Consider the following 25,722-nt stretch of genomic DNA (forward strand, 5'->3'; position numbering starts at 1 on the left):
AACAATAAATAGAAGGACTAGCTATAAACAGCTAGTTTTTTATTTTGCATAAAAAAAGAAGCCTATTTCTAAGCTTCTTTTTTGGAAAATATAATAAATTATTCGCTTATCCAGCCATATTTTGAGAAATAGCCATTTTCGTTTAGAGACATATCTCTTCCAAACGCTTCTGTGTCAAGATAATTGACCAAAAAATCTGGAATTTCATAGCAACCCGATTCGAGAAGCCAGTAATCGCCTAATTTTTCTTCGCTGTCGACGCCTTCTAGCAAAGTGTAATTATCTAAGCTTTCTACAGCTTCTAAATAAGAATTGCAAACATTCCACTCCAACAACGCATCTGCTTTCTTTAGTTCGTGTTCATCCAAGTCTGCTAAAAGTTCTGCTAATTCATTCAACTTAGCAATGCTGTCAAACTCATTAATGGTAATCTCCAAGTCAGCCTCATAATCGTGAATTGCATATTCTTCATAAGTTTGTCCATTTTTTTCTATGCCATGCACGTACTTACCATTTACGTATTTGCCAAGCCCAATTTCGACGAATAAATCATTTAATTCGCCTTGTAAATACGGTAGCTGTAACCACTTTCCAACCAATACGCCTTCGTTATATTTTCCAAGGTTTGCAATATAAATATTTATCATTTTTATTCCTCCCAAGTTTTAATTTAAACCCTATTTATTTCCCACCCAAAATTTAATTCGTGCCTTATTAAATCTTTCCAGTTTTTTTATATTTCTTTATTATAGTTAGTTTTAAAAACTTTTATAAATAAGTTCTATAGATTGTTTATAACATTGCAAATAGAACATTAAGCATCACTTAAAGTGCTTAAATTCGTCCTGTTTGAATTATAAGGCTTTAATGGTCTAATTATACTGTTTTAGCACAAAGTCGCTTAGAATCGCTTTAAACGTCATTGAATCAAAGAAAAGAGGTATACACCTCTTTACATTTCTAATTCTTGTTCGAAAAATACCTGTTCTTCGCTACTATTACTGTCTCTCTCGTTGCTGGACACTAACTCTTCAAAATCCTGCACAATTTCTTCGCTAGATTGCGACTGTACCTGTTCCATTCCACCAACGGTTGGTTCATTTCCATCTTTATTATAATCGTTTTCGGCGATTCTTTCTCTTAAGTAAGCTTCGTCTATCAACACATTTGTGCCATCTATAGGAAGACTTATATATAACTCATTTTCGATTTCTACTACTTTAAAATTATTAATATTATTTACTAAATCATCATCGTTTTCTTTTAGAGTATTATATAAGTGTGCTATTTTTGCGTAGTTGTCTTCTGCTTCTGCAACATCTCTTATATTTATATCTTTATCTAGGGTCACTAGTTCTAACCTTTCTATTTCGCCATTTTTATTTTCTACTTCTAGGTACTCACAAGGTTGTATATAGTTTGCATATTCATCTATTTGAAGTACATTGGAGTTTTCTAGTAAATCACTAAAATCTTGTGTAGGATTTAAAGTAATATCTTGTAAAAGGTCTTTAAAGCCACGTCTGTCGAATACAGCAACATCTTCCCCGCCATTTAGTAAGACATATTGTGGAATTATATTGCTTCTTTCTTTTGATATATTGTAAATATTATCTACAAAGTTGTTAAATGCTTTATTGTCTTCTTTTTCAATATCTTCTTTATATTGTTCTAATGCTTCTTTGGGGACAAAGTATAAATCCTCACCTTTAATATATTCATACGCTTTATAACCTCTTTTTGTAGATTCTGTTTGTATAATTGCTTCCGTGTTAAAATAATATGCTTTGTATAATTTCATAATTTCACCACTCCTTTTTTTTATTTTTATTCATATTGAATGCTATGCAAAAATAAGTCGTTTGATAAAAGAATATTTACTAATTAGTTCTAAGCAGGCATAAAAAGTGCATAGCCATTCTTCTCTTTTACAAAAAATAAAATAAAAAAGGGGAATTCCCATCTACTTTATATTCATTTCATTATTTTTATTTATTACTATTATTTATATATATAACGACGTTTCAGGCGACTTTTTCAAAAAAAAATGAAAACCCTTGATTTTAAAGGGCTTTAAGCTGTTTTACGTATTTACTTATAAGTTTTTTATCTAACCCTAATTCTGTCGAAATTTGAACTTGTTTATATCCTTTATCTAATAAGTTTTTAATTGCATTTAGCTTGTCCATTTTTTGTTGTTTCCTTGTCGTTAAACCATTTTCATTTCGCCTATTAACCTTTTTTGTAGTTTTGTCTCTGTTTGTTTTTTCTTTTCTGCTTATTATTGTTTTTAATCTTTGCATCTCTACATCTAATATATTTAAATTTCTTATTATAGTTTCTGTTTTAAAATTATAATTAAAATCTGGACTTGAAATTTGATTTATTAGATAATCTATATTTTCAATCGGTTTATCAAATTTGTTATTTATTTCTGTTATAGCCTTAATAACTGTTTCTTTGTCTTCTATTTTGCTTAAAATAACACTATAAATGTGTAGAAATTCATTTCGCAAGTGCTGTTCTCCTAGCATATTGTTTCTAATTTCTAACAATTTGTTTAAATCTCTTATTCTATCGCTATTTATAACCAAAGGGGTTATAATTCTAGTTTCTCCGCCAGTTTTTATTACAAAATTTTTGAAAGGTTTTAATTCTTCTTCACTACATTTTCTTTTTATTGTATATTTACTTTCTTTTTTAAATTTATTTACTTCTTTAGATGTTTTAACCTTTGTATTTTTAACTGTTTTAGCATCTTTAACCGTCTTTTTACTTTTAGCTTCTGTTTCGATTATATAACCTTTTTTAACAAAAAGATTGTAGAGGTGCCCTAGCGTCCTTCTCTTAAATTGAGTTGTAGCAATTTTGTTGAAGTCTAATATTTCTGTAGAATTTCCTGTTTTAAAATTTACAGTCCCCACCATCTTGTTTAATCTAACAATGTCGTGGCACTTTTCATCTCCGCCATATTTTGCAAAATTTTTTATAAGTGCTTTTATTATAGTTCTGCGTTTGTCTATGTTTATATCAATTTGCAAATCGTCTAGATTTTGATTTATATTTATATTCTTTATTAAATAAACTAAGTATAAGCCTTGTCCAGAAAAAATGATATAATCTGGTTCAATCATGTCAAAAGCCCCATCTAGCCTCATTTTCGCAACTAATTCTTGCGGACTTAAATGGCTATACTCTGTTTTGTAATAATCTAAATCTATTGTCCATCCGCTGTTGCAAACCGCTTTGCTACCGCTTCGTTGGATTTTAGAGGAAAATGTGCTTAGAGAATAATGTAAACTTTCGCCTTTTGTATAAATTAAGTCGTACACGTCTTGCACAGTTATTTTATTTATATCGTATCCATGATAAAAATTCATTTTTTTATAACAAAATAATAAATTCCCAAAAGGCACATCAAAAAATGTTAAGAGATGGAATACCGCTTGCTTTAAAGCTTTATCTGTAATTGTTATAACATCTGTTATGTTTAAATCTCTTATTGCTGTATTATAGTCTAATTTTGTTAGTGCTGTATGCATAAAAAAACAACCTCCTTTTTTATTAAGAGATTGCTTGATACCCATTTTAAGTTTAAAAATATGCTTAATTACACAAGTCTTAGTTATATTTTATAAAATATAGCATAAAATATAGAAATGCATAAAAAACAATCTTTTAACGGAACTTGGATGCTTTTGCGGGTATCAAGTTCTCTTTTTTTTGTTTTCTAGTATTCTATACCGCTACTTTCTGTTTTATAATTTTTTATAAATATCTTTTGGTTTTATAATTATTAAAGTACAATTAACTATATATAATAAAGAAATATAGAAAAACTGGAGTAAGAATTTATAAATGGCAGGAATTTTCTTTTAGGTTTAAAAGTTTATTTTGCGTGGGAATTTATAAAGGATTTACTCTATTTTTGTTTTGTAGAACATTTTTATTGTTTTTTAGTGTTATAAATGACTTAAAAAAACATACAATTCAATATTGATAAAAATAAAATAAAAAAAGGAGGAATAAAAAATGAATAAGAATATAAAAAGAGTTTTAATGTTAACAGTAACTGCATTTGTTATCGGAGGTTCGGCTGGGATTTATTCTAATCTAAAAGAACAACCACTAGTAGAAACCGTTAATGCTGTGCAAGTGCAACAAAAGGAGGAAATACCAGCAGTAGATAAGATAGAAAATGTTAAACTGAGTGATACTGTTGTTAACAATGTAAAAATTGATGAACCAGTAAAAGTGGTAGAGGAAAAGGCTGTTGTTAAAGAAGTTAAGCCAACTATTACGCAACCTAAACCACAGACGACAGCACCAGCTAAGACATCTACAGCAAGTTCTACTACAGCTACAACTACTGCTAAGACTACAACTACAACTAAGGTTGCAACAGTAGTTAAACCTGCAACAAAACAGATTGCGACTGTACCTGTTCCTGCACCACAAATAGCAGTAACAAAAGCACCAACTGTAGTTGCAAGTGCTACTAACAATCTTAGCAAAAGCATGGAAAATATGAGTTCTCTTAAGAGTTTAGTAAACAGCTTACCAGAAAATGACATAGGGGCTTTCGATGCTAATAGACTTATTTTCTCAACTATAAATGGTGTGCAAAGCATTGTAAAAGTTAATAATTCTTGCACTATTTATCTCGAAAGTGAAGCAGATAGTACAACTTATAATATTATTAAAGTATTTTTAACAGAAGTTTCTGGGGCAACAGATGCTAATGAAATGGTAACTAAGCTTAAGAAATTCGAGAATATATTTTTTAATGAAAATGCTACTACAGATGAATTAAAGTTTGTTGATGCTTCTGCAAGTGCAGTGAAAACAAGTTCAGGTCGATTTAAATATCAAATTTTAAGCGACGGTATGCAAGTTATATTTAAACTTAATGCAATTTAAAGACAAACCCTCTTGGGTTTGTTTTTTTATGTCGTAGGACACATTTTCATGTTATATATGACTTAAAAAAACATACTATATAAGAGGAAGTAAAAATAAAATTAAAAAGGAGTGATGAAATTATGGTTAGCAATAAGAGAAAATTACTTAAATATTTATTTATATCTTTAATAGCTTTTAAACTAACAACAAACGTGCAAGCCTTTGCAACTACACCTATACCAATAGATTTGGGGTCGGAGAAGTTACCATATACCTTTAAAGGGAAGGATAAAAATATAAAACAGTGGAAGGACTTCTACTTGTATGAGTTACGGCTAGAAAATACTAAAAAAGATATGTATATTAAAGAACAAAATGCGTACAAAAGGACAGTTGAAGGGCAATATTTCTACTGGACAATTCCAACCAAAAACTGGGATATACAAAATTTAGACAGCATAAGAACCGCAACAAACAGTTATAAAACAATGTCTGACCTCTATCTAAATAGCTATAACAACAGCTACGGAGACTATGGAAGTGTATATGGCTATCCAGCAAAATACACTTCTGGCGTGGAAAATAGAAATTTTAAAACGCAAACAACTAACCCAATCACAAAATTAATAGACAAAATTCCAGATAAAAGCCAATTATTTGTAAATTACAAAAACATACTAGGCACTCCGAGATTTGTATTCGATAAAAACGCTGGTTATCAAGGGACTATTGGCTTTCCAAACGACTCTGTAAGTAATTATACTTTCGATTTTATTAATGCTAATTTAGTCTACCAGCCAGCTTTAACCGACCACTTGTTGCCTTGGTCGCAAGGTTCGATAAACAAATTTTATATATATGGCAATGGGCAATGGATTGGTCCAAATTCTTTTGTTAATTCTACCAACAATCGAGACAAAGACATGCTTAATACTTACCTTATGTTTAAACAAGTATGGGGTAGCAAAGGCTTAAACGATTTTTTTAAAAGAAAGAATATTGACGTTAACAATCCAGTAACCTTAGACCAACAGATTAAAACATTTTTAAATTATTTTGAAGTTAGAAGCTTTGCGAACGAACAAAGTTATGGCGTAGCACAGGCTAAGATGGTTATAAACGGTGGATTGTATTATTTTACTATAAATACCCCTAAAAACTATGTAGCTAAGAACTTGCATATATCTAGCGTTGGCTATGCTATAGGTTCGACAGCAGTCGAAAAAGAGGCTTATAAAACAAGAGTTGTTGATTTTCAAACAGGCGTAACTATTCCAACGACCCAAAAGTTAATCGCTGGAAAAAAATATGTTCTTAAAACCTTTATGGGTTACGAAAATAATGATGCTTTAATTAAAAATGTAGACACTTCTTCTACAAGTGCGGATATAAAAACAAATTTTTATGGTTTTTTGAATGGAAGCAGAAACTACAGTACAGTAGAGTTGTTCCAGCCTTTACAGTCTGGTTATAAGATTAATACTTTCGATAAAAATGACGTAGATGCTAATAAATATACTGATAAACTTAAAGCGTATTACAGTAAAGAATTTAATTATAGTCCAGTTTTAGCTAGTAACTTACAAGAATATAATTATATCTTTACAATTCCAGAAGAAGATTCTAACGGTAACAAGACAACTAAAATAGATTTACTAGCACGTATCGCAACACAAGACCCACTAAACAGCTATTGCGACGGTAAAAATCTTGAAGGTAGCGATAATTGGGATTTGCGGGATGATGAAAGTTGGTTAGCATTTAATGTAACTGTTCCTCCAAAAGACATTATAGTTGCAAATAAGTACAATAAAAGTACTCCTAATATTATTAACTGGACTAATTCTTATCCTTTGGATGGGGTAAATGTAACTAGGGTGGATGGTTCAAAAATTGCTTTCGAAGGCGGAGACGTTCTATATGCGGGGGAAAAGGTTAATGTAGATGTGTATGTGGCAAGAGATAATAAATCTTTATTACCATTGGAAAAAGATAATCCAGCAATGCTAAAAGACTTACAAATGTATTACACAGAAACTGTTAATCCTACGAACAGCGATTTAAGCGTTAAGTTAGATAATAATTATAAAAATTACGATTATAGAACAAATAACAGAATGGAATTAATAAGATTTTGGGATTACAATTCCGATTTAAATATAACAAAAGGGGCAAAGGATTATAACGTAGATACCGATGCAGATATAAAAATTAGTACTGGCATGGTATTCCAGTTTAGAACTACTTACACAATTCCAGATTGGGATAGTATCGTAAATGATAATATAAAATGGAACACAAACAGCACAAATATTTATAAAAAAGCAAGCTTAGAAAAAGTGGGATTAATGTTTAACCTAGAGAACCAAGACACTTTTAAAGATGGAACAAATAATCCTACAAAAATTATTAACGAAAACCTAGACAACGACTGGGTTAGAACAGATTTGAGTATTGGAGATTTGTTTGGTAGAAACTTAACACTAAATAAAATAAAGGTTTTTGATGAAGACAAAAATTTAGTTAAAGAGGTTTATATAACAAATAATGATTTAATCTCAAATGTTAGTCTTGGTACTTTAGATGCAACAAAGAATTATTATTTAGAAGTTGCAACAAGATTTAGTTATCCTGTAAATACCAAAACAAGTATAAATAAAGATATTAAAACAAATGTAATTAGTTACTATAATGGACAACCTCCTACGACGATGGATATTAACTCTGGCAAATATAGTGCACTTTCTAACCTTAGTAACTACTGGAAAGATGGAGATATAGGCTTATATAGCCCCCAAAATGGCAGATATAGCACGGTAGATGTAAAAAGTTACGACCCTAGTAAAAATGCCTTTAATCCTCTAATAATACCCATTAAAACAGTTAAAGGAGTTAGCTTTGGGGATATACAAGTACAGATACCAAGCGTTTATAATCCTTATATTTCTGGCAATCTAAACCCAAATGACAACAATATTTTAAATGATTGGGAAAGCGTTACATTGCATTACACTATAAATAAAGATACTAAGAAAGATAATGCAGTAGTAGATATACAATTGTTCGACAAAAGTGCTAAAGAGTATAAAGATGCCACCAAGTATATCGATGGAACTAATAACAGTTATCAGAGTTTAGACCCTATGCAGGTTGGCTATTATGCAATAATAACAGTCCAAAGGCTGACTGGAAGCGATGTTGCAATGGTAGATAAATTACCTGTTTTAGATATTGCATACAAGCTAAGCGAAACTGGTAACACAATAAATACAACCTTAAATCCTTATAGTGGAAAAGATTTAGTTAAAGTTGGGGATAAAATACAGTATAGGTTAGACGATTTAAGCGGTTTTAATGGTTTAATAGATATTAACGCTACATTAAATATTCCCGACGATAACATGGCTAATAACAACAAGCAAGAAGCTTGGAAAGCGGTGTATGACTTTGCTGTGCAAGGGTTTGAAGTGTCTCCAAAAATTATTTTAGTTGATAAAAGTAAAATAAATTCTACACAAAAAATGAATTTCTCTGCAAATATTTTTTACGACGCGTTTGGGAATACAAAAGGAAATAATAGTCTAGCAGAAAAAGTCCCAATAGAGGTTAGGGAAATGGCTAGAACAAGCAAGGATGCTGATTTTAAATACACTGGAAGGATTATGTATAACGAAGAAGTTAATCTAAGCAATGGAAATCCTTACACTATAGCAGGCTTATTTAAATACAATAATACAGAAGATATTACTTTAAATGCAAATGTTACTTATCGATATGTAATCGCAATAAACGGAGGAATAACGGGGAGTTTTAATTATTATAAATATGCAGAACTAGACAGGACTAATAATCAAGATTCTAGTGACATTAGCGTTTATAAGGCAACAGACACAATTATAGATTGTTCTAACGTTAGAATTAGCAATACTTGGTCAAACCAATTTTATTACTTCCAAAAAAATGGAGTATTAAAGCAAAGACAAGCAATTGCTTGTAGCAAGGATGGAGGATGCTGGCCATACACAATTTATTGGTGTGAAAATGTAACAACATTTACAGATAATCCAGTTGTTACTTATAGAGAAGGTTATAGTATTACAAATATAATGTTCCGTTCGGAAAGCACTAGTTCCCAATGGATTGATGTTTTAACAGAACCTTCTAAAGCGATTGTTAGGGCTGGGCAATGGTTTGAGGTACAGATAAAGACACAATATAATACAAACCGTAATGCAGAACCATATAGACGCTTTTATTACGACATGTGCAATTATGGCACTTTAAGCCCAAATTTATCTCCTATTTATCGACCACAGGGTTTGAATGTGCAGTTTAATGTTAGCCCTGTACAAGTAGAAAATTACTCAAATGTTCAACCCACAGGCTATATTGGCGATTGGTATGCAAGAACTGCAACATTTTCCCCTTTTGGGAAACGGTATGTCCCAGTAAACACGAAAGACTTGGATATGAAACTACTTATCCAAACAAATGCTGTGCAAGGGTATGAAAGTGACCCTAATCACCCTAAAGTGCCTCTTAAGGACTGTAAAACAGTTGTAATTAAGGTGCAGGGTCCAGTTCCAGTAACAGGAGGTGCTACGTCCGTTCAATAAATAAAAGGAAGCTTTAACAGGCTTCTTTTTTGTGCGTTTTTAAGCCAATAATGTTACTACATTAACGGTATAGAAAAGTTTTAGATTATTTTTTCGAAAAGCAAGCATTTTAAAAAATTGCATGATATAAATTGTTATATCATCTTTCAAACGTTAATTTGTCTCCCCCCAATCCTTTTACTAGCCAAATATGGCTAATAAAAAAAAGGAGGTTCAATACAGTTACTAGTGCAACTGTATAGAGAAATTATGAATAACACTATACTTGGATTTAACAATATTAGCAAAGAACAACAAAAATTTAACGAGTTATTAGAGTTAATGCAAGAAATTTTACTAGAAAATCAAGACAAATTTGATTTTACTGAAAATACAACTGAATTGGCTATTGCTTCGTAAAGTTTTAATATAAATTAATTAGTAACTCATCAAAACACCTAAATTTAGGTGTTTTTTTATTGTCTTATTTTTTAGGATAGTGTAAAATAACTTTAACGGATATTACCCTAAAAAAATAAAGGAGATAAAAATTATGAGTGAAGATAAAATAATAAAAAATGTTGTTGCTTATCGACGTGTATCGACAAATATGCAGACAGAAGGGTTTAGTTTAGATGGACAAAAAGATTCTGCAATTAATTATTGTGATAAAGAAGGTTATACAATACTTGAACATTATGAAGATGCTGGGATTTCTGGAAAATCTATCGAGAATAGACCTTCATTAAGAAAAATGTTAAAAAGATTATCTCAAAAACCAAAAATCGATGCTGTCGTAATTTATAAACTATCAAGAATTTCAAGAAATATGGCTGATTTAGTTGATATAGTAAAAGTTTTTAAAGAGAATGATGTTGCTTTAATATCGGTTAGCGATGGATTAGATACCAGTAAAAGTTTTGGAGAAGCTTTCGTATACATGGCGGGTATTTTCGCACAACTCGAATTGGAGAATATTGCATCTCAATCTTTCATCGGACGCCAGCAAAAACATAAACAGGGCGGATGGAATGGCGGAACAGTACCATTTGGCTACAAGTTGGAAGCATCTTTTAAAGAAAAAAACGGAAAAACAGTTAAGGCAAGTAAGTTTGTAAAAGAAGAAAATAATAAAGAATGGGAAGTAGTCCAAAAAATTTTTGACCTCTACACTAATAAAGGATGGGGATATGATAAAATATTACAATATTTAAATGGAAAAGGAATTAAAACTAAAAAAGGAAAAGCTTTTGCATCTGTTGCTATAGTAACAATCCTTGAGAACCCGTTCTATTGTGGATATATAAGATATGGTCAATACAAAAATTGGAGTGAAGAAAGAAGAAAAGGAAAAGTTGAAAATGTTGAAATAATAAAAGCAGAAGATGGTCTTATAGAACCATTAATAACAAAAGAGTTGTGGGAAAAAACACAAGAATCAAGGAAATTAAGAACTATTAAAAATGAAAAAAAAGTTAATATAAAATATCTATTGTCTGGAATTCCTACCTGTCCAAGTTGCGGTGCAAAAATGATATTTTATCGTGGAAACGGAAAAAAAGATAAAGACGGAAATGTAACAACATATTATCGTTACTATGCTTGTGGATATTGGATGAACCATAAAGCTGATTTATGTAAATCTAATTTGGTTAAAGCAGATATTATTGAAAATCAAGTAATTGAAGAAGTTAAAAAGTTTGCAGACAATCCTAATCTAATACCAGAACTTGAAAGACGATTAAGTGAAAAGGTTGATACATTTGAATTAGAAGATGAAATAAAGGAAATCAAGAAAAATATTAGTGACTTGGAACGTAAAAAAGATAAAAATTATAAACGTTTAGAAGATGAAGAACAAATGTTATCTTTGGATGAAAAAGAACTTATAAAAAGAATAGCAACTATCGCTGATATAATTAAAAAACTTGAAAAAGAATTACTTTTAAAACAATCTCAACTTGCTGGAATTAAGGTAAACTCGCTAGATATTGGCAAAATAGCTTTAATGCTAAAAAATTTTAATAAAGTATTTGCAAGCACTGATTACGAGAAGCAAAAGAAATTTATCCACCTTTTGATTAAAGATATAAAAATAGCCCCTGCCAAAAAAATAAATGACAGAAAGGCTATAGAAATTATACTAAACTTTAGTGATGCTAATATCATGGAATGGACTAAGTCCGAAAAAAAAATAGATGATAATTTAGGAGTAAGACATGGTCTGTCTCGACGTATCTTACTTTTAGTTTTGTTTCATTTATATACATATTCATTTCTCCATTCTACATTTGTATTGTTATGATTTTATGCTTAAATTTTCCAAGTGATTTTATATCGTTAATTTTTTCTGTATTCTCTATTAATTCAATACTGTTTTTTCCTTTTCTCTTTTAAATCATCTTCTTCGAAGCTGCAATATTAACAACTATTCTACAAATATTATATAATGTGCTCTTTCAAAACTAGATATTTTTCTTAGACTATGCTAACAAAAGTATATGTTGCGTAAAATGCATTTGAATGTGCCTTAGTAATTCTTAATTTATTTTCTTTACAGATGCGTGAAGAAAAATACATGTTTGAGTGTCAGCGAGTTTGTATTTTTTAGCATCTGTAAAAAAATAAATTTTAGAATTACTTGGCTAAGTGAATGCATTTCCAGCAATATATGCTTTTCGTAATAGCATAATCTAAGAAAAAACTCTCAATCTAAAATAGCACATTATTCTCTACTCCTTAGTTGTATAAATTGCTAAAAATCATTAAAACTCATATATTATTCCATTGCAAAATATCCTCTTAATAACTCTATTATCTATATACATCTGAATGGTGTCATCTTTTTTTATGTATAACTCTACTGGAAAATTAATTTCGTAGGTAAAATTCCCTGATTTCACCTTTAATTTTGTTCTATGAATATGATTTCTTCCAGCTAAGTCTGCAAGATCTGCGCCCAGCAATAGCCCCTGTCCAGAGGTCATACTGTCAATTTGCATTCTCGGGTAATCAGTAACTTTTGCAACTATAGGAATAAGCTTTCCTATTCTTTCATTGGTAATGTAATCTATTTTCTCATCTATAATCATAGAATCATTTTCAATTACAACCTTATTAATATCCACCAAGAAGTATCCATTGATTTGTCCATCTTCAACTTTTTTATAACGAAAGTTTTCTTCATACCTCAAGATTCTAAGATATACTAGTTTTAATAATTCTTCATAGGTATTGTCTTTAAATTTACTAAATTCTTTAATTATTATACTATCTATACTTTTGTTTAACCTTGCATCATTAATTTTACCTAAAATACTTTTACAACCTAAGAAGCTTGCAAGCTCTGATTTCATATTGTTTATATTAAAATCTTTATCCTCTAACTTAATCTCTGTACTGGCCACCATGAATACGTTGGTATATTGAGGATATGCAGATTGGACAAAGCCTAAATATTTTTTATTTTTATCATATACATTAAAAGGCATATTAATTATTCCTCCTGAATTTTTTACAACGAATTAGGTAGAAAGCCACTATCCCTTTAGGGTAGTGGATGAATACCGTTCTATCCTTGATTTTGTATATATTTTTCAATTGTCTCCTTTGATACTTGACCTATACTACAAGCAAAATAACCATCTCCCCAAAATGTATTCTCGTACCAAAATTGCTTCTTTAAATAAATATGATTACTATTTTGTCTCCATATTCTATAAGTAGACATTTGTTTGAACAATCTCACTACATCTAATATTGATCTTGTTGATGGATATTGAACCAAAATATGAATATGGTCTTTATCTACTTCCATCTCAATTATATTCAAATCTTTTTCTTCTGAAATATCATATAATATTTTCTTAATTTCATTGCCATATTTGATTAACAATTTCTTTCTGTATTTAACTGAAAATATTAAATGTGCCATTATTAAATGTTTTGAATGATTTTGACTTATATAATCCATTAGATCCACACTATTCCTTTGTTAAATTTGTAGGGTATTAATAAGTCTACTCTAGGCACTTTCTTTATTTCATTTAATCTTATATAAGCACCACCATTTTGTGTTCCTCTAACACTATACACCTTGCCTTCATATTTAACTAAATCATTAGGTTGATAGAAATATCTAACTTTTCTTATCCTTCTTTGTCCTTTTGATAATTTTTGTCCTCTGTATTGATGTAAATTTTCAGAGTTTAAATTCTTATTTCTTGTTCTTCTACCATTATTTAAATCTCCACCACTAACTTTTTCACCAGTTCTTATATCAATATATTTAGCGTCATAAAACATTTCTAAACTTCTATTATTTCTTCTTGATTGTTTAACCTCATGTATTTTTGTATTTCTAATTTGGCTCATTCCTTTAGCTATAGCAAATGCATCATTGTAATGAGTTTTTTCTATCTTATTTTCTATCCTATAATTTTTAGTTATATACCCATAAGTTGAATAAACATTGGAATGATTTTCTTTAAGTTGATTAATTAAATACCATCTAACCATACTCATAAATGTAGCATCTTTAAATCCTCTAACTTTCTTACCTTCCATACACCAATCATATAAGAATTTTCCTTTTTTATGATTTGGAGATGTGTGGCACTTATTGCATAGAGTTATTAAATTATTTTTATTATCCACACCACCTAAACTTTTATATTTAATGTGATGTATTTCTAGTATTTGTTCTTTGTCTTTATTCTTGCAGTTAGGATTTTGACATTTATGATTGTCTCTATGAAGAATATATTCTCTAAGATTCCAAAATCCCATCATATCACCTTGTTGATATTCAACTCCACTGATAGAGTCATTATTCATTTTTTGAATATCAAAATTAGCAACTTCAACAATACATTTTGTTATTGGTAAAACAGAGTATAAATAATCAATAAATTTAATGTGACTATCCAATTTATGTTGTAGTGAATGGGCTAACCAACCTTTGGGTTTTGACTTAGTTCTATTATTCCATCTAGGTTTTCTATATCTTAATCTTTGTCTTCTTATTTTTCTATACCTTGCTTTATCTAATAATCTTTCTTTCATACCTTGTAGTAGTTTTAATTCTCCTACAATTAATTCTTTATTGCTTGTTATAGCACTAAAACCAACATTATTATATCCTGAATCTATACCTAAAATGATTTCCTCCGTATATTCGGTTTCAGTTTTATAATTTAATTGAATAGTGAAAGGTTTCAATTCTTTAACATTTGCTTTGTTTTCTCTTAATAATATTCTTGCTTTAGCATTTGATGTTGGCATTAATGGTTTCCCATCAATACTAATTACATATACCATTAATTACACATCCTTTCAGATAATTTAAACTCCTAATATATTGCTATATTAAGGTAAGCTCTCTTCGCCAATGTTATATAAGGTTTTGTATCTTTAATACACTTCTCCTACCCTCAGAGATGTTTAATATTAAAGCTTAGAGCCACAGACTAGAGAAGTATCCATGGGTAAATATATATTCTTATATAACGTAGTAAGTTAATACTTAGGCTATTCAACTTGGCTTGTGATATTTCTACTACAAGCCACTACGCCTTTAGGCTAGTGGTTGTTGACTTACATACATTTAAAACACTTTATAACTATTATTATACCTCTATTGGAAATTCATAAATACAAATTTTGAAAATAATTATTTATATATTTATTCGATATAAAAAATAATACTACCACTTTAGTAATTTTTTATCACAAATATTATTATGATATTGGGGTTATATTAATACTAATATTCTAAATTAATTTAAAAGGAGGGAAACTTATGGATAATAATAAAAGTCACATGAAAACTGATAAAAAATCTAATGCAGAACTTAGAAAAATGTTTCCTCAAAGTGGTGGTGATATAGGAATTGAAAATGGTTCAAAAATTGATGCAAATAATGACAAGTTCACTAAACGCTCTAAATTATCTCATAACAAATAATATTTTTAAAGGAGGAACGTTCTATGCCATGGAAAAAAGGTAAGATACGATTTGATGATGGTTCCACCTATAATGCAGAATTACTAGTTAATTCGGATGGTGAAGTATGGAATGCAAGAGTATTTAAAAATGATGCTACTATTGAAGAAATTGATATTCAAAAATTTGCTCATGGTTTAAATAAACCTATTGAAGATGTATATCCTTATACTTATGAAATAGACGATTAAAACTTTAAATAAAGCTTTTGTATATTCTAAAAACTTTAGAACCATTCTGAGGTTTTTAGAATATACTTCTCTTTACTTCTTCCATTTATCTTTTATAAATATCAATATAGCAATAATAGATATGTATATAATATTAAACAAAGTTATTATAGGAACGATATAGCTAAGCAAATCTCTCCTTTGCACTTCATTTTTAATTTTTAAGCATAAGTAAATCATTATAGGAAGTATAATCCAATACATCTTCTTTTTATCTTTTATTTTTAATATATCGCTTAAAATATACGTAAATGCATAGTACTCATTTGCTATAATCTTAAACATTGCTATACTCCATAAAAATAAAAATAAAAATCGCAAGTTATTTATTATTGCTATATTTACCCCTTCTGTTACTAATAAAACTGGCCATAAGGCTATAGATGTAACCTTATATCCTAAACAATAAATACATGCAAATGTAACCAAAACATAAATCCCCATGGTTATAAACAAGGCTTTTAAGGTTATCATTTTGATCTTGTTTTTTTCTTCAAAAAATGGATAAATCAGAAATATAGCTTCCATTCCTCCATATGCTAACGCTGACTCCTTACCTCCACTCAAAATATTCTTAACCCCGCTTCCGAATATGGGAAGTAAATTTAAATAATTACCATTCTTTACAAACATCAATAATATCAATGTTAAAACAACTATAACATATAAAGAAATTTTATTGATTCTTCCCAATACTATTATGCCCTTATTTGTTAGATACATGGCTAATAGTATGCTCGGTATAAAAATCTTTATTGGTGTCAAAAATGGTGTTGCATACACTCTAAAAATATTACTTAAACTAACAATGGCAACTATTGTTAGTGTTGTAAATTCAACCATAAACATAATATTACATATAGTTCCGAATACCCTTCCTAAATATATTTTACTTAAAGACAATATATCCTGATTGGGATGCTTTTTCACATAATAGATAGATAGCAAAGATAAATATAGAGGATACAATCCACCAACTATTATCGCTATCCACCCATCTTGCTTTGCGTCCTGCACTACTCCATTGGGTAATGCTAGAATGCTTGTTCCGATTATAAATCCCACTACCATTGCCGTAGCTTCGCTTTCTCCCAGCAAGTTGTTTTTTACTTTCTTCATGTTTTTATTCTCCATATGTATTTTAGTATTGCCCTATTCCAATCTTATCTACCTTTACCTTTACGCTTACTTTAATATCTGCATTACTCACCTCTTTGTTCCAATCTACCCCAGTTTCCCTGCCATATTTAGCAACGGCGTACATTCCTAGATTTAAACAATCTATTTTGTAGACATCTTTCATCTTGGCCAAAAAATCATTGCATATTTTTTCTATTTTCTTTCCCATGAACTTCTCAAATTCTTTTTCTTTTTCTTTTTCCATACTTTTATACAATGTGTTCTCTATGATATCTCCCTGAAAATCTAACTCAATATTGAATTCATATCCTCTTTCAGTTTTAATACATTTCACTTTTCTTTTAACTTCTGCATCATAATTTATATACTTATCCGGGGCTTCCTGCAGGTTTAATATTCCTGTTCCTTTTTTCTCCCTTAGCATATTCATGATTTTACCTTCATCCATAGGTAATACATATGCCAGCTTATCCTCTTTAAATAAGGCCATGCCTGTAAAAGCAAGCTCTTTCTCCTTTATCTCTAGGTAAGGAAGAACTAAATTTTTCCCTTCTGAATCTAGCGTTACATATATATTAAATAAATTATATTCTGAAAATATAAAATTATAGTTCCTTGCACTTTTAACCATACTTTCCATGTAATCTGCAGAACTAGGGTACCCATCTATTTTAAACTTTAATATATCCTCTGCTTTACCTTTACATACTACAAAAATACTTTTATCATTAGTTTTTTCATCGTTAAAGAATATATTTATTGCATTTAATATTCCATAAGCAGCCTGTTCTTCGCTCATAATAACTATCTTTTGAAGTCCAATTAGAAGAGGTTTACTGGACTTTAATTGGCTATCTTCTCTTGCCCTTCCAATACTGCTTGCTTTTCCTTTTAAAACACTACTACTAATCTCTTCAGTAACCGTTTCCTTTCTAGTAGTTATAGGTATATTATCTTTTTTCTTATTTTTAAAATTATATATACTAATAGGAATGTTATATTGCACATAATTCTTTAACTCTTTATTAATATCAAACCCAATGGCTATAGGTATGTTAAACTCTTCCATAGGAGTTACTTTCAATTTTTCTGCATAAACAGAAACTATAAGGGCTACTAAAAACATAATTATTACTTTTTTCTTCATAAATCATTCTCTCCTATATTCCTATCCCATACTTAATGATTATTAATCATTAATTCTTCTATTTTCCCTTGCATATCTTATATCTAATACTGCCCTCTTCCTACTTTGGTAACATGCACCCGTACATTTACCTTAATATCGGAACTACACACAACCTTATCCCAATCTACACCTGTGTCTCTTCCATATTTGGCTGCTGCAACCCATCCTAGCTGTAGTGCGTCTACCTTATATTCATTCTTCATCTTAGCCAAAAAAGTAGTGCATGTTTCTTTCACTTGTTTTGCCATATCTTCTTCAAACTTTTGTATTACCTCTACCTTTTCCGACATATTTTCATATAATTCATTGTTAATAATTTCTCCTTTTAAATCTAAGTCAATGACAAAAACATATTTATCATCTATTTTCTTACAGGTAATTTTTCTTTTAGCTTCTGCTTTGTAATTTACATATTTTTTTGAATCTCCCTGTATGGTTAATATCCCATTTACATTGCTATCTCTCATCATATTCATTGTTCTTGTATCCTCCATGTCCAAAATAGCAGCTAGTTTATCCTTTTTAAAAACTACAATTCCTGTTATTTTAATTCCAGCATCTGTTATTTCAATATAGGGACTAACCATATTTCTTCCTTCTGCATCTATTGATAATACTGCATCTTTAAACATGTATCCTTCCTTAAAAAAATTATAGTTTACTGAACTTTTAATCATATCACTTATATACTCTGCTGCGTTATCATATCCTGGTGTGGTAAAATTAAAATATTTTTCATTCTTATCTTTGCATACCACTATAAATGTATTGGTATTGAGCACAGGATTCTTAAAATTAATATCTATGAAATTTATTACCCCATGTCTTGCATATTCTTCATCTATTATATAAACTTTCAAAAGTCCTAAAAAAAATCTTTTCCCTTCTTTTTTTTGTCTATCTTCTCTTGTTTTCCCTATAGTATCTCCTACTCCAACACTTAATACACTTTCAGTTGTTTCATCTTCTTTATATGCATTAGTGGTGGCAGAAACCCTATATGCTATATTTTCTTCACCATTTTTATCTATCCCTATTCCTGCTCCCACATGAATATCCATCTCCTCCGCACTTCTTAATTTCATTTTTTCACCGCCAAACATTGTGATAAGGAAAGTAATGCACAAAAGAATAATAAATATTATATTCATATACTTTTTCATTTTGTCCTCCTTTTAGTCGGAACCCGGGGTAATTAACCCCACTCGCTTCGCTCATAAATTACCCGTCGAAGCCCATTTAGGGCTTCAACCCCCTTTTTTTATCCATATTAAACTCGCCATGAGGGTTAGATATATTACATTGTATATAGTGCTAATTGGAGATGTATATTTTGTTATTTGCTCCATTGCGAGCGTATCTCCATAATAGGTCTTTGCAATCATAGTAACGACCACCGCCATAACTACATATACTATTTTTTTGCTTTTTATCTTTTTAATATCCTCTAAAATAAAAACACATACGTAATTAAATATGGCTACAGATTTAATCGCTATTATTATCCAAAAAAACACAAAAATATATTTAAAATTAGTTACTATTTCGACAGTTACCGCCTCTGTAACTGTGAAAAAACTCCATGTTGCTTTGGGAATTATATCTTCCCCCATATAATATATGGTTATAAAAGTAATCCAGGTATATATAATAGCAGTGAATCCTACTGCATTTAAAGCGGAACGTTTTATCTTTTTACTGTCATTTATAAATGGATAAATTAAAAATATAAGTTCCATTAATGAGTAGTCATAAACACAAGATAAGCTTCCTTTTAAAATGTTTACAATACCTGTTCCAAATATGGGGCTTATATTTAAATGGCTTCCTTGTTTTAAAATAGAAATTGTAGGGATCATGATTCCCAGCACCATCCAAAAGGCTATAGAACATACCCTTCCTAGCACTTTTATTCCTTTACTGGCAGCGTATACGCATGCAAAAAATAAGACCACATAAATTTTAAAAGGAGTTAAAATAGGCACTGCATCTGTTCTTATAATTACCCCTATAACTGAAATCAAGGCTGGAAGATAACTAAAAAAGCTTAATAAAAAAAGAAAGTTTAATATGTTTCCCAGAGTCTTTCCAAGGTATCTTTTACTGAGTACTAAAATATTATCCTTAGGAAATTTCCCACTAACATATATAGCTAGGAGAGCTATATATAGTGGATATATAGCTCCTATTAGTACAGAAATCCACCCATCATGTTTTGCAGTATCCATTACCCCATTAGGTAAATTTGCTGCTGTTACATCAAGCATAATTCCTATTAATATAAAAGTAACTTCATTTGGAGTTAGTAGATTTTTCTTTTCTATCTGCATCCTAATAATCTCCTCTACCTTGTAAATCCGCATTAACCTTTATATTTACTTTAATATCTGCATTAGAAACCACTTCATTCCAATCTATACCTTTCTGCCTTCCATACTTGGCAGCCACTTCTCTTCCTAATGCAATACAATCTATTTTATAATTATTTTTCATTACCGTAATGAAATCATCACATTGTTTTTCTATACTTTTTGCCATATCTTTTTCAAATTCTTTCTTTGTGTTTTTATCCTTTAAAATATCATCATACATTTCATTACTAATAATTGCACCTGTAAAGGTTAAATCAATATTAAAACTGTATTTATCTCCTTGCTTATAGCATGTAACTTTTCTCTTTCCAGTCCTTCCTTCAAAATCAATGTAGGCTTTACTACTCTTTTGCAATGACATTATCCCTTTTGCATTGCCGCGCCTTAAAAAATTAATCATCTTACTCTCTTTGCCATCTGCAATTTGAACCATTTTATCCTTATTAAAAATAGCCATACCAGTTACTTTTATTCCTTCTTTTGTTATTTCTATATATGGAAGTGCTAACTCTCTACCCTCCGCTCCAATCCTCACATAGGCATCTATTACTTTATAATTGTCAGAAAAGAAACTGTATTCATCGGAATCATCTATCAGCCCGCCTATATACTCTGAAGCGTTGCTATAACCTTTTACCTTGCATTTCAAATAATCGTCTGTTCTACCTTTACATACCGCCATATAAGCCATATCGTTTGTTTCTGAATTTCTAAATTTATCCTCGATTAAAGTTTTTAAACCATACCTTGCATAATCTTCACTAATCAAAATAACTCTTTCTTGTCCTTGGACAAACTTTCTACTCATCTTTTCTTGTCTTTTTTGAATTACTTCTCCTAAGTTTTGAGCTTGCTCCTTAAATATCAAGTTCGCTTGCACGCCATTAGGCTTGTAAACATTTACACTAATTGGTATACTATATTCAATGGTTCCTTCTCCTTTTCTCTCTATATCATAACCTATACCAATAACAGTTTCTAACTCTTCAATAGGAATACGGTTTTGCCCAAGGGTAATAAATATATAAATAAAAACACCAATGATTATGATGAAATATTTTTTCTTGTTCAAGCTTTAACTCCTTCCTTAAAAAATACAAGTATTGCGATAATCGTCATGTATAATAAATTAAATATCACATAATAGGGCTCAACATTATTGTTAATATTTTGCCTACTTATTTCATTGCCATATTTAAACGCTAAATATACAAGTAGTGGATACATTAAAAAGTAAAGCTTTTTCATCTCCATTTTATATGTAAAATCTTTTAAAGTATATAAACTTGCATAAGTGTTAATACTTATGCTTTTAAATGCAACTAAACTCCAAAATGTCATAAAAATGTATCTATAATTATTAATTACTGTTACGGTTACACTTCCTAGCACTAATAAAAAGGACCAATTGTTTTTGGTCACAATATCCGGACCTAAATAATAGGTGGTTATAAATACACACCATACATATACAATTATAACCAGTATTACGCTTACAAATGAAGATATCAGCATTTTATTTTTCTCTTTCAGAAAAGGATAAATTAGTAAAATTATTTCTGCTCCAGAATAAGAAAAAATTGATTTTAGACTTCCCTTAAATATTGAATTAACCCCAGAACCAAATACAGGATAAATATTTGTAATATCCGTCTCTCTCAAAGCTAATATAGGTGAGAAAAGTAGGATTATTGTAATATAAAAAGAAATCCCGCTAATCTTTCCTATTACTTTCAATCCTTTAGAAGATGCATAAATAATGCACATAAATAGGATAGCTATGATTTTAAAAGGAGTTAAAAATCCAACTATATAATTTCGCATTAGGTTAGTATAATAACTTCCTATCATTGATGCAGTATAAATAAAGTAAGTTGCAAAAATGAAATTAAAAATACTTCCAAAAACTCTGCCAAAATATTTTTTACTTAAAATCAGTATACTATCATTAGGGAATTTCTTACTTATATATCTTGCTATAATTACAACGTATAAGGGATATACCCCCCCTATTAAAGTTGAAATCCAGCCATCCTGATGAGCTTCTTTTACCACACCATTTGGAAGTGATAAAATACCTACTCCAACAATGCTACCGAAGATAATAAGTGCAAACTGATTTACAGTTAAGTAACTTTGCTTTTTATTAGAGCTACCTTCCATTTCGTTCCCTACCTTTTTTTCTTAAACTTATACCTATAATCTGTCTGCCTTATTGGGTTTGTATTTGGAATTCCCTCTGGCCGCTTGTTCATCTTCCACAAAGGCGCTCTAATAAAGGTATCCTTTAAGTCACTTTTATGAAACTCAAAATAAGGTACACCTAAACTGTCTAAAGATGAAAGATGAACTAAAATTAAAAACCATCCTACTGCTATTCCAAAGATACCCATAATATTTGCTAAAACTAGCATTGGAAACCGTAAAATTCTAATAGAAAGAGACATATCATAATTAGGAATTAAAAAGGTAGTAATTACCGTAATCCCCACTATAAGCAAAGTAGTAGGACTAACCATTTTAGATCTAATTGCTGTATCACCTATAATAATACCACCCACTAAACTTAGTGTTTGAGCTATTTTAGTAGGTAACCTTAAGCCCCCCTCTCTTAAAAACTCCACAACTATTTCCATAGCCAAAATCTCTAAAAATGGAGTTAGTGCAATTCCTATCCTTGACTGAACAATGGGAGTTACAAATTTTATAGGTATAAGTTCTACATTAAATTTTATTAGTGTTAAATAAACAGAGGGTAGGGTAACAACAATAATAGCCGCCATAATCCTAAGAAGTCTTACAAAAGATGAAATTACTGTTCTTTGAGTATAATCCTCCACAGCCTGGAAAAACTGCATGAATATTGCTGGATATGTAAGCACCAGTGGTGTTCCTTCTACAATAACAATTATTCTTCCCTCTAACATATTTGCAATAGCTCTATCTGGCCTCTCTGTGCTAAAGCATTGTGGAAAGACCGTGTAAGTATAATCTTCAATATATTGCTCAAGCTTTCCAGCTGATAGTACACTATCTGCATCAATGGCTTCTATTCTCTTTTTTAATTCTTGCAGCACTTGCTTATCTACTATGTCATTTACATATGCCAATACCACATCACTCTGCAGTCGCGTTCCTACTTTAAATGACTCAAAGGTGAGATTCTTATCCTTGACTTTTCTTCGAATAAGACTAACATTTATTTCTAAATTTTCTACGAAACCATCTCTTGGGCCTTTTGCTGCAGTTTCATTCATAGGCTCTATCATAGCCCTTTGTGTACCACCTGTAGTATCAGCTACTATTACTTCTAAAGCACCATTTATTAACACTACAGTTTTTCCTCTTTTAAGATGATCTAGTAAAAGATTTAAATCTGATTCTACTAATGTATTGCTCATTGAAATATATCTTTTGCAAAGATAATCTCCTATACCTATCTTCCCATTTAAATTTTCTTCTATATGAAGCATAAGAGGATTTAATACATCCCTATCAATAATATCCTTGTTAGCAAGACCATTGACATAAATAATAGCAGCTTCTAAAGGCTGGTCAATGCCAATATAAAAATGCTTTACTACAATAGGACTTTGCCCGCCTAGCCCCTCTCTAATTAGCTCTATATTTCCACTTAGATCTCCATTTTCCATTGCAATCACCACGCCTTTTTTTATATATAAATAACTTTAAGATTTTAAATTGATTCTAACTTTGATTTCTATTATTATATAGTTTCTCTTATATAGTCTAAAATATCCACTTTTTTTTATCTTATAAAAATTAAAAATAAAAACACCTTAATTTCTATATATTTTAAGAAATTAAGGTGTCTCATTATTAATCTTTTCTTTTAAATTCTAATTCTTATTTTTATTACATTTTGATCTCAAATGTATCTAAAATGTAAAATTCCCATTTTCAAATACAGATATTTCTTTTCCATTTTTTGTAATACCTATTATTTGCAAGTCTTCAGTTCCAACCATAAAATCTTCGTGTGTAAGAGAATCATTAACTCCTAATTTTGCAAGTTCCTCATCATTGAGATTTTCACCATTTTTAATACACACTGGGTACGCTTTTCCAATAGCCAAATGACAAGATGCATTTTCGTCAAAAAGTGTATTATAAAATAATATATTTGAATTTGATATAGGAGAATCATGTGGCACTAATGCTACTTCACCAAGGTAACATGATCCTTCATCAGTTTCAATAAGACTCTTTAAAGTATCGTAGCCTTCTTCTGCTTTAAAATCTACAATTTTTCCTTCTTTAAAAGTAAGTGAAAACTTTTCAATTAGATTTCCATTGTAATTTAAAGGTTTTGAGCTTACTACAATTCCATTAACACCAGTCTTTTTAGGAAGTGTAAATACCTCTTCCGTAGGCATATTAGCTATAAACTCTACTCCTTCAGGGGTATACTCTGAACCTCCAAGCCACAAGTGATCCTCTGGAAGCTCAACTTTAAGGTCAGTACCCAATGAATTTTTATATTGTAAATACTTGAATTTGTTTGAATTTAAAAAATCCATACTTTTCTTTAACTTGCCTTTGTGTTCTTCCCATGAAGCAACAGGGTTCTCTGTATCAACTCTCACTACTTTAAATATGGAGCCCCAAAGCTTTTCAACTGCTTCATCCTCTGATGATTCCGGGAAAACTTTTTTTGCCCAAGCTACAGTTGGAATTGATGCTACACACCAAACATTTCTATTGCTCATAAGTCTTTCTCTATATTCCTTTATAGCAGTACTAGCTGCTTTATTTGCTTTTGCCATTCTTTCAGAGTCAACCTCTTTCATAAGCTCAGGGTCTGAGGCTGAAATGCTTAAAAAAGCTGCTCCCTTGCGCACATTTGATAAGTAAAAATCTCTCTGCCAGTCTGGATATTCCCCAAAAATCTCTTCTGGTGCAAGCATAAATTTAATTTTAGAGGATAATTCATCTCTCCAATTCATAACTACTTCTCTAGCACCTTGCTCATAAGCAATTTTAGAAACCATTCTAGCAAAAGAAGCACATTCTATAGGCGAATTGACAACCAATGTTTGATCCTTTTGAATGTTAATTCCTGTCTTCACCAATAAGAGTGCATACTTTTCTAATAATTCATTATTCATAATAAAACTCTCCTTTACAATTAACATATACGTTATGTGTTTCATTAACTTTGTTTATAATAATTTAATCATATTCCTTTATATATTATACCATAAAAATCCAACATTAAAATATTTCTCTCATGATTTTAACTGATTTTGTGCGAAATTCACAAACCTCT

The 25,722-nt window shown here is 30.1% G+C and carries 19 protein-coding genes; 5 read left to right on the forward strand and 14 right to left on the reverse strand.

Features of this window, described 5'->3' with window-relative positions:
• Nucleotides 1-98 precede the first annotated feature (98 nt).
• The 3 genes from LGK97_RS08275 to LGK97_RS08285 all read right to left on the reverse strand — a co-directional run bounded on the left by LGK97_RS08275 (nt 99) and on the right by LGK97_RS08285 (nt 3,542).
• Nucleotides 99-647, reverse strand: a complete 549-nt coding sequence (locus LGK97_RS08275) for an antirestriction protein ArdA (RefSeq protein ID WP_226259287.1) — start codon at nt 645-647, stop codon at nt 99-101.
• 305 nt (nt 648-952) lie between these two features.
• Entirely contained in the window at nt 953-1,801 is an 849-nt protein-coding gene (locus LGK97_RS08280) for a hypothetical protein (protein ID WP_226259288.1), read from the reverse strand.
• Between the two features lie 262 nt (nt 1,802-2,063).
• Nucleotides 2,064-3,542 carry a hypothetical protein gene (locus LGK97_RS08285; RefSeq protein WP_226259289.1) on the reverse strand — a complete coding sequence of 493 codons (1,479 nt, stop codon included), beginning with the start codon at nt 3,540-3,542 and terminating at the stop codon, nt 2,064-2,066.
• Between the two features lie 490 nt (nt 3,543-4,032).
• Here LGK97_RS08285 and LGK97_RS08290 point away from each other — a divergent pair, with 490 nt between their 5' ends.
• From LGK97_RS08290 to LGK97_RS08300, 3 genes are all read left to right on the forward strand, one after another.
• A complete protein-coding gene (locus tag LGK97_RS08290; RefSeq protein WP_226259290.1) occupies nt 4,033-4,920 on the forward strand; it encodes a hypothetical protein in 888 nt (295 codons plus the stop codon).
• A 122-nt stretch (nt 4,921-5,042) separates the two neighbouring features.
• A complete protein-coding gene (locus tag LGK97_RS08295) occupies nt 5,043-9,518 on the forward strand; it encodes a hypothetical protein (protein WP_226259291.1) in 4,476 nt (1,491 codons plus the stop codon).
• Between the two features lie 532 nt (nt 9,519-10,050).
• Nucleotides 10,051-11,802: a recombinase family protein gene (locus LGK97_RS08300; protein WP_226259292.1), complete on the forward strand. Its 1,752-nt coding sequence runs from the start codon at nt 10,051-10,053 to the stop codon at nt 11,800-11,802.
• Between the two features lie 460 nt (nt 11,803-12,262).
• Here LGK97_RS08300 and LGK97_RS08305 read toward each other — a convergent pair whose 3' ends face one another.
• The 3 genes from LGK97_RS08305 to iscB all read right to left on the reverse strand — a co-directional run bounded on the left by LGK97_RS08305 (nt 12,263) and on the right by iscB (nt 14,816).
• Entirely contained in the window at nt 12,263-12,988 is a 726-nt protein-coding gene (locus LGK97_RS08305) for a hypothetical protein (protein WP_226259293.1), read from the reverse strand.
• A gap of 80 nt (nt 12,989-13,068) precedes the next feature.
• On the reverse strand, nt 13,069-13,470 hold the full coding sequence (tnpA, locus tag LGK97_RS08310) for an IS200/IS605 family transposase (RefSeq protein ID WP_226259294.1): 402 nt from the start codon (nt 13,468-13,470) through the stop codon (nt 13,069-13,071).
• Nucleotides 13,470-14,816, reverse strand: coding sequence for an RNA-guided endonuclease IscB (iscB, locus tag LGK97_RS08315; RefSeq protein ID WP_226259243.1), 1,347 nt, complete (start codon nt 14,814-14,816; stop codon nt 13,470-13,472). The genes tnpA and iscB overlap by 1 nt, the downstream gene beginning before the upstream one ends.
• Before the next feature lie 481 nt (nt 14,817-15,297).
• Between iscB and LGK97_RS08320 the strand changes: the two genes are divergently transcribed.
• Together LGK97_RS08320 and LGK97_RS08325 are read left to right on the forward strand one after the other, a co-directional pair.
• On the forward strand, nt 15,298-15,462 hold the full coding sequence (locus LGK97_RS08320; RefSeq protein WP_226259295.1) for a hypothetical protein: 165 nt from the start codon (nt 15,298-15,300) through the stop codon (nt 15,460-15,462).
• Nucleotides 15,463-15,485: 23 nt separating this feature from the next.
• Nucleotides 15,486-15,692: a hypothetical protein gene (locus LGK97_RS08325; protein ID WP_226259296.1), complete on the forward strand. Its 207-nt coding sequence runs from the start codon at nt 15,486-15,488 to the stop codon at nt 15,690-15,692.
• A 72-nt stretch (nt 15,693-15,764) separates the two neighbouring features.
• Here the strand turns inward: LGK97_RS08325 and LGK97_RS08330 are convergent, their stop codons facing one another.
• From LGK97_RS08330 to LGK97_RS08365, 8 genes are all read right to left on the reverse strand, one after another.
• Entirely contained in the window at nt 15,765-16,850 is a 1,086-nt protein-coding gene (locus LGK97_RS08330; protein ID WP_226259297.1) for a GerAB/ArcD/ProY family transporter, read from the reverse strand.
• Nucleotides 16,851-16,872: 22 nt separating this feature from the next.
• Nucleotides 16,873-18,018: a Ger(x)C family spore germination protein gene (locus tag LGK97_RS08335; protein ID WP_226259298.1), complete on the reverse strand. Its 1,146-nt coding sequence runs from the start codon at nt 18,016-18,018 to the stop codon at nt 16,873-16,875.
• A gap of 83 nt (nt 18,019-18,101) precedes the next feature.
• Complete coding sequence (locus tag LGK97_RS08340; RefSeq protein ID WP_226259299.1) at nt 18,102-19,223, reverse strand: Ger(x)C family spore germination protein; 1,122 nt, start codon at nt 19,221-19,223, stop codon at nt 18,102-18,104.
• Nucleotides 19,224-19,307: 84 nt separating this feature from the next.
• Entirely contained in the window at nt 19,308-20,390 is a 1,083-nt protein-coding gene (locus LGK97_RS08345; RefSeq protein WP_226259300.1) for a GerAB/ArcD/ProY family transporter, read from the reverse strand.
• A 1-nt stretch (nt 20,391) separates the two neighbouring features.
• Nucleotides 20,392-21,504 (reverse strand): Ger(x)C family spore germination protein, encoded by a 1,113-nt coding sequence (locus LGK97_RS08350; RefSeq protein WP_226259301.1) that lies wholly within the window; start codon nt 21,502-21,504, stop codon nt 20,392-20,394.
• Entirely contained in the window at nt 21,501-22,595 is a 1,095-nt protein-coding gene (locus LGK97_RS08355; protein WP_226259302.1) for a GerAB/ArcD/ProY family transporter, read from the reverse strand. The genes LGK97_RS08350 and LGK97_RS08355 overlap by 4 nt, the downstream gene beginning before the upstream one ends.
• Nucleotides 22,596-22,603: 8 nt before the next feature.
• Entirely contained in the window at nt 22,604-24,085 is a 1,482-nt protein-coding gene (locus LGK97_RS08360; protein ID WP_226259303.1) for a spore germination protein, read from the reverse strand.
• A gap of 246 nt (nt 24,086-24,331) precedes the next feature.
• Nucleotides 24,332-25,561 (reverse strand): aminopeptidase, encoded by a 1,230-nt coding sequence (locus tag LGK97_RS08365; protein WP_226259304.1) that lies wholly within the window; start codon nt 25,559-25,561, stop codon nt 24,332-24,334.
• Between the last annotated feature and the right edge of the window lie 161 nt (nt 25,562-25,722).

Origin of the sequence: Clostridium sp. CS001 (genome assembly GCF_020443565.1) — a bacterium.
Taxonomy (GTDB): Bacteria; Bacillota; Clostridia; order Clostridiales; family Clostridiaceae; genus Clostridium_AD.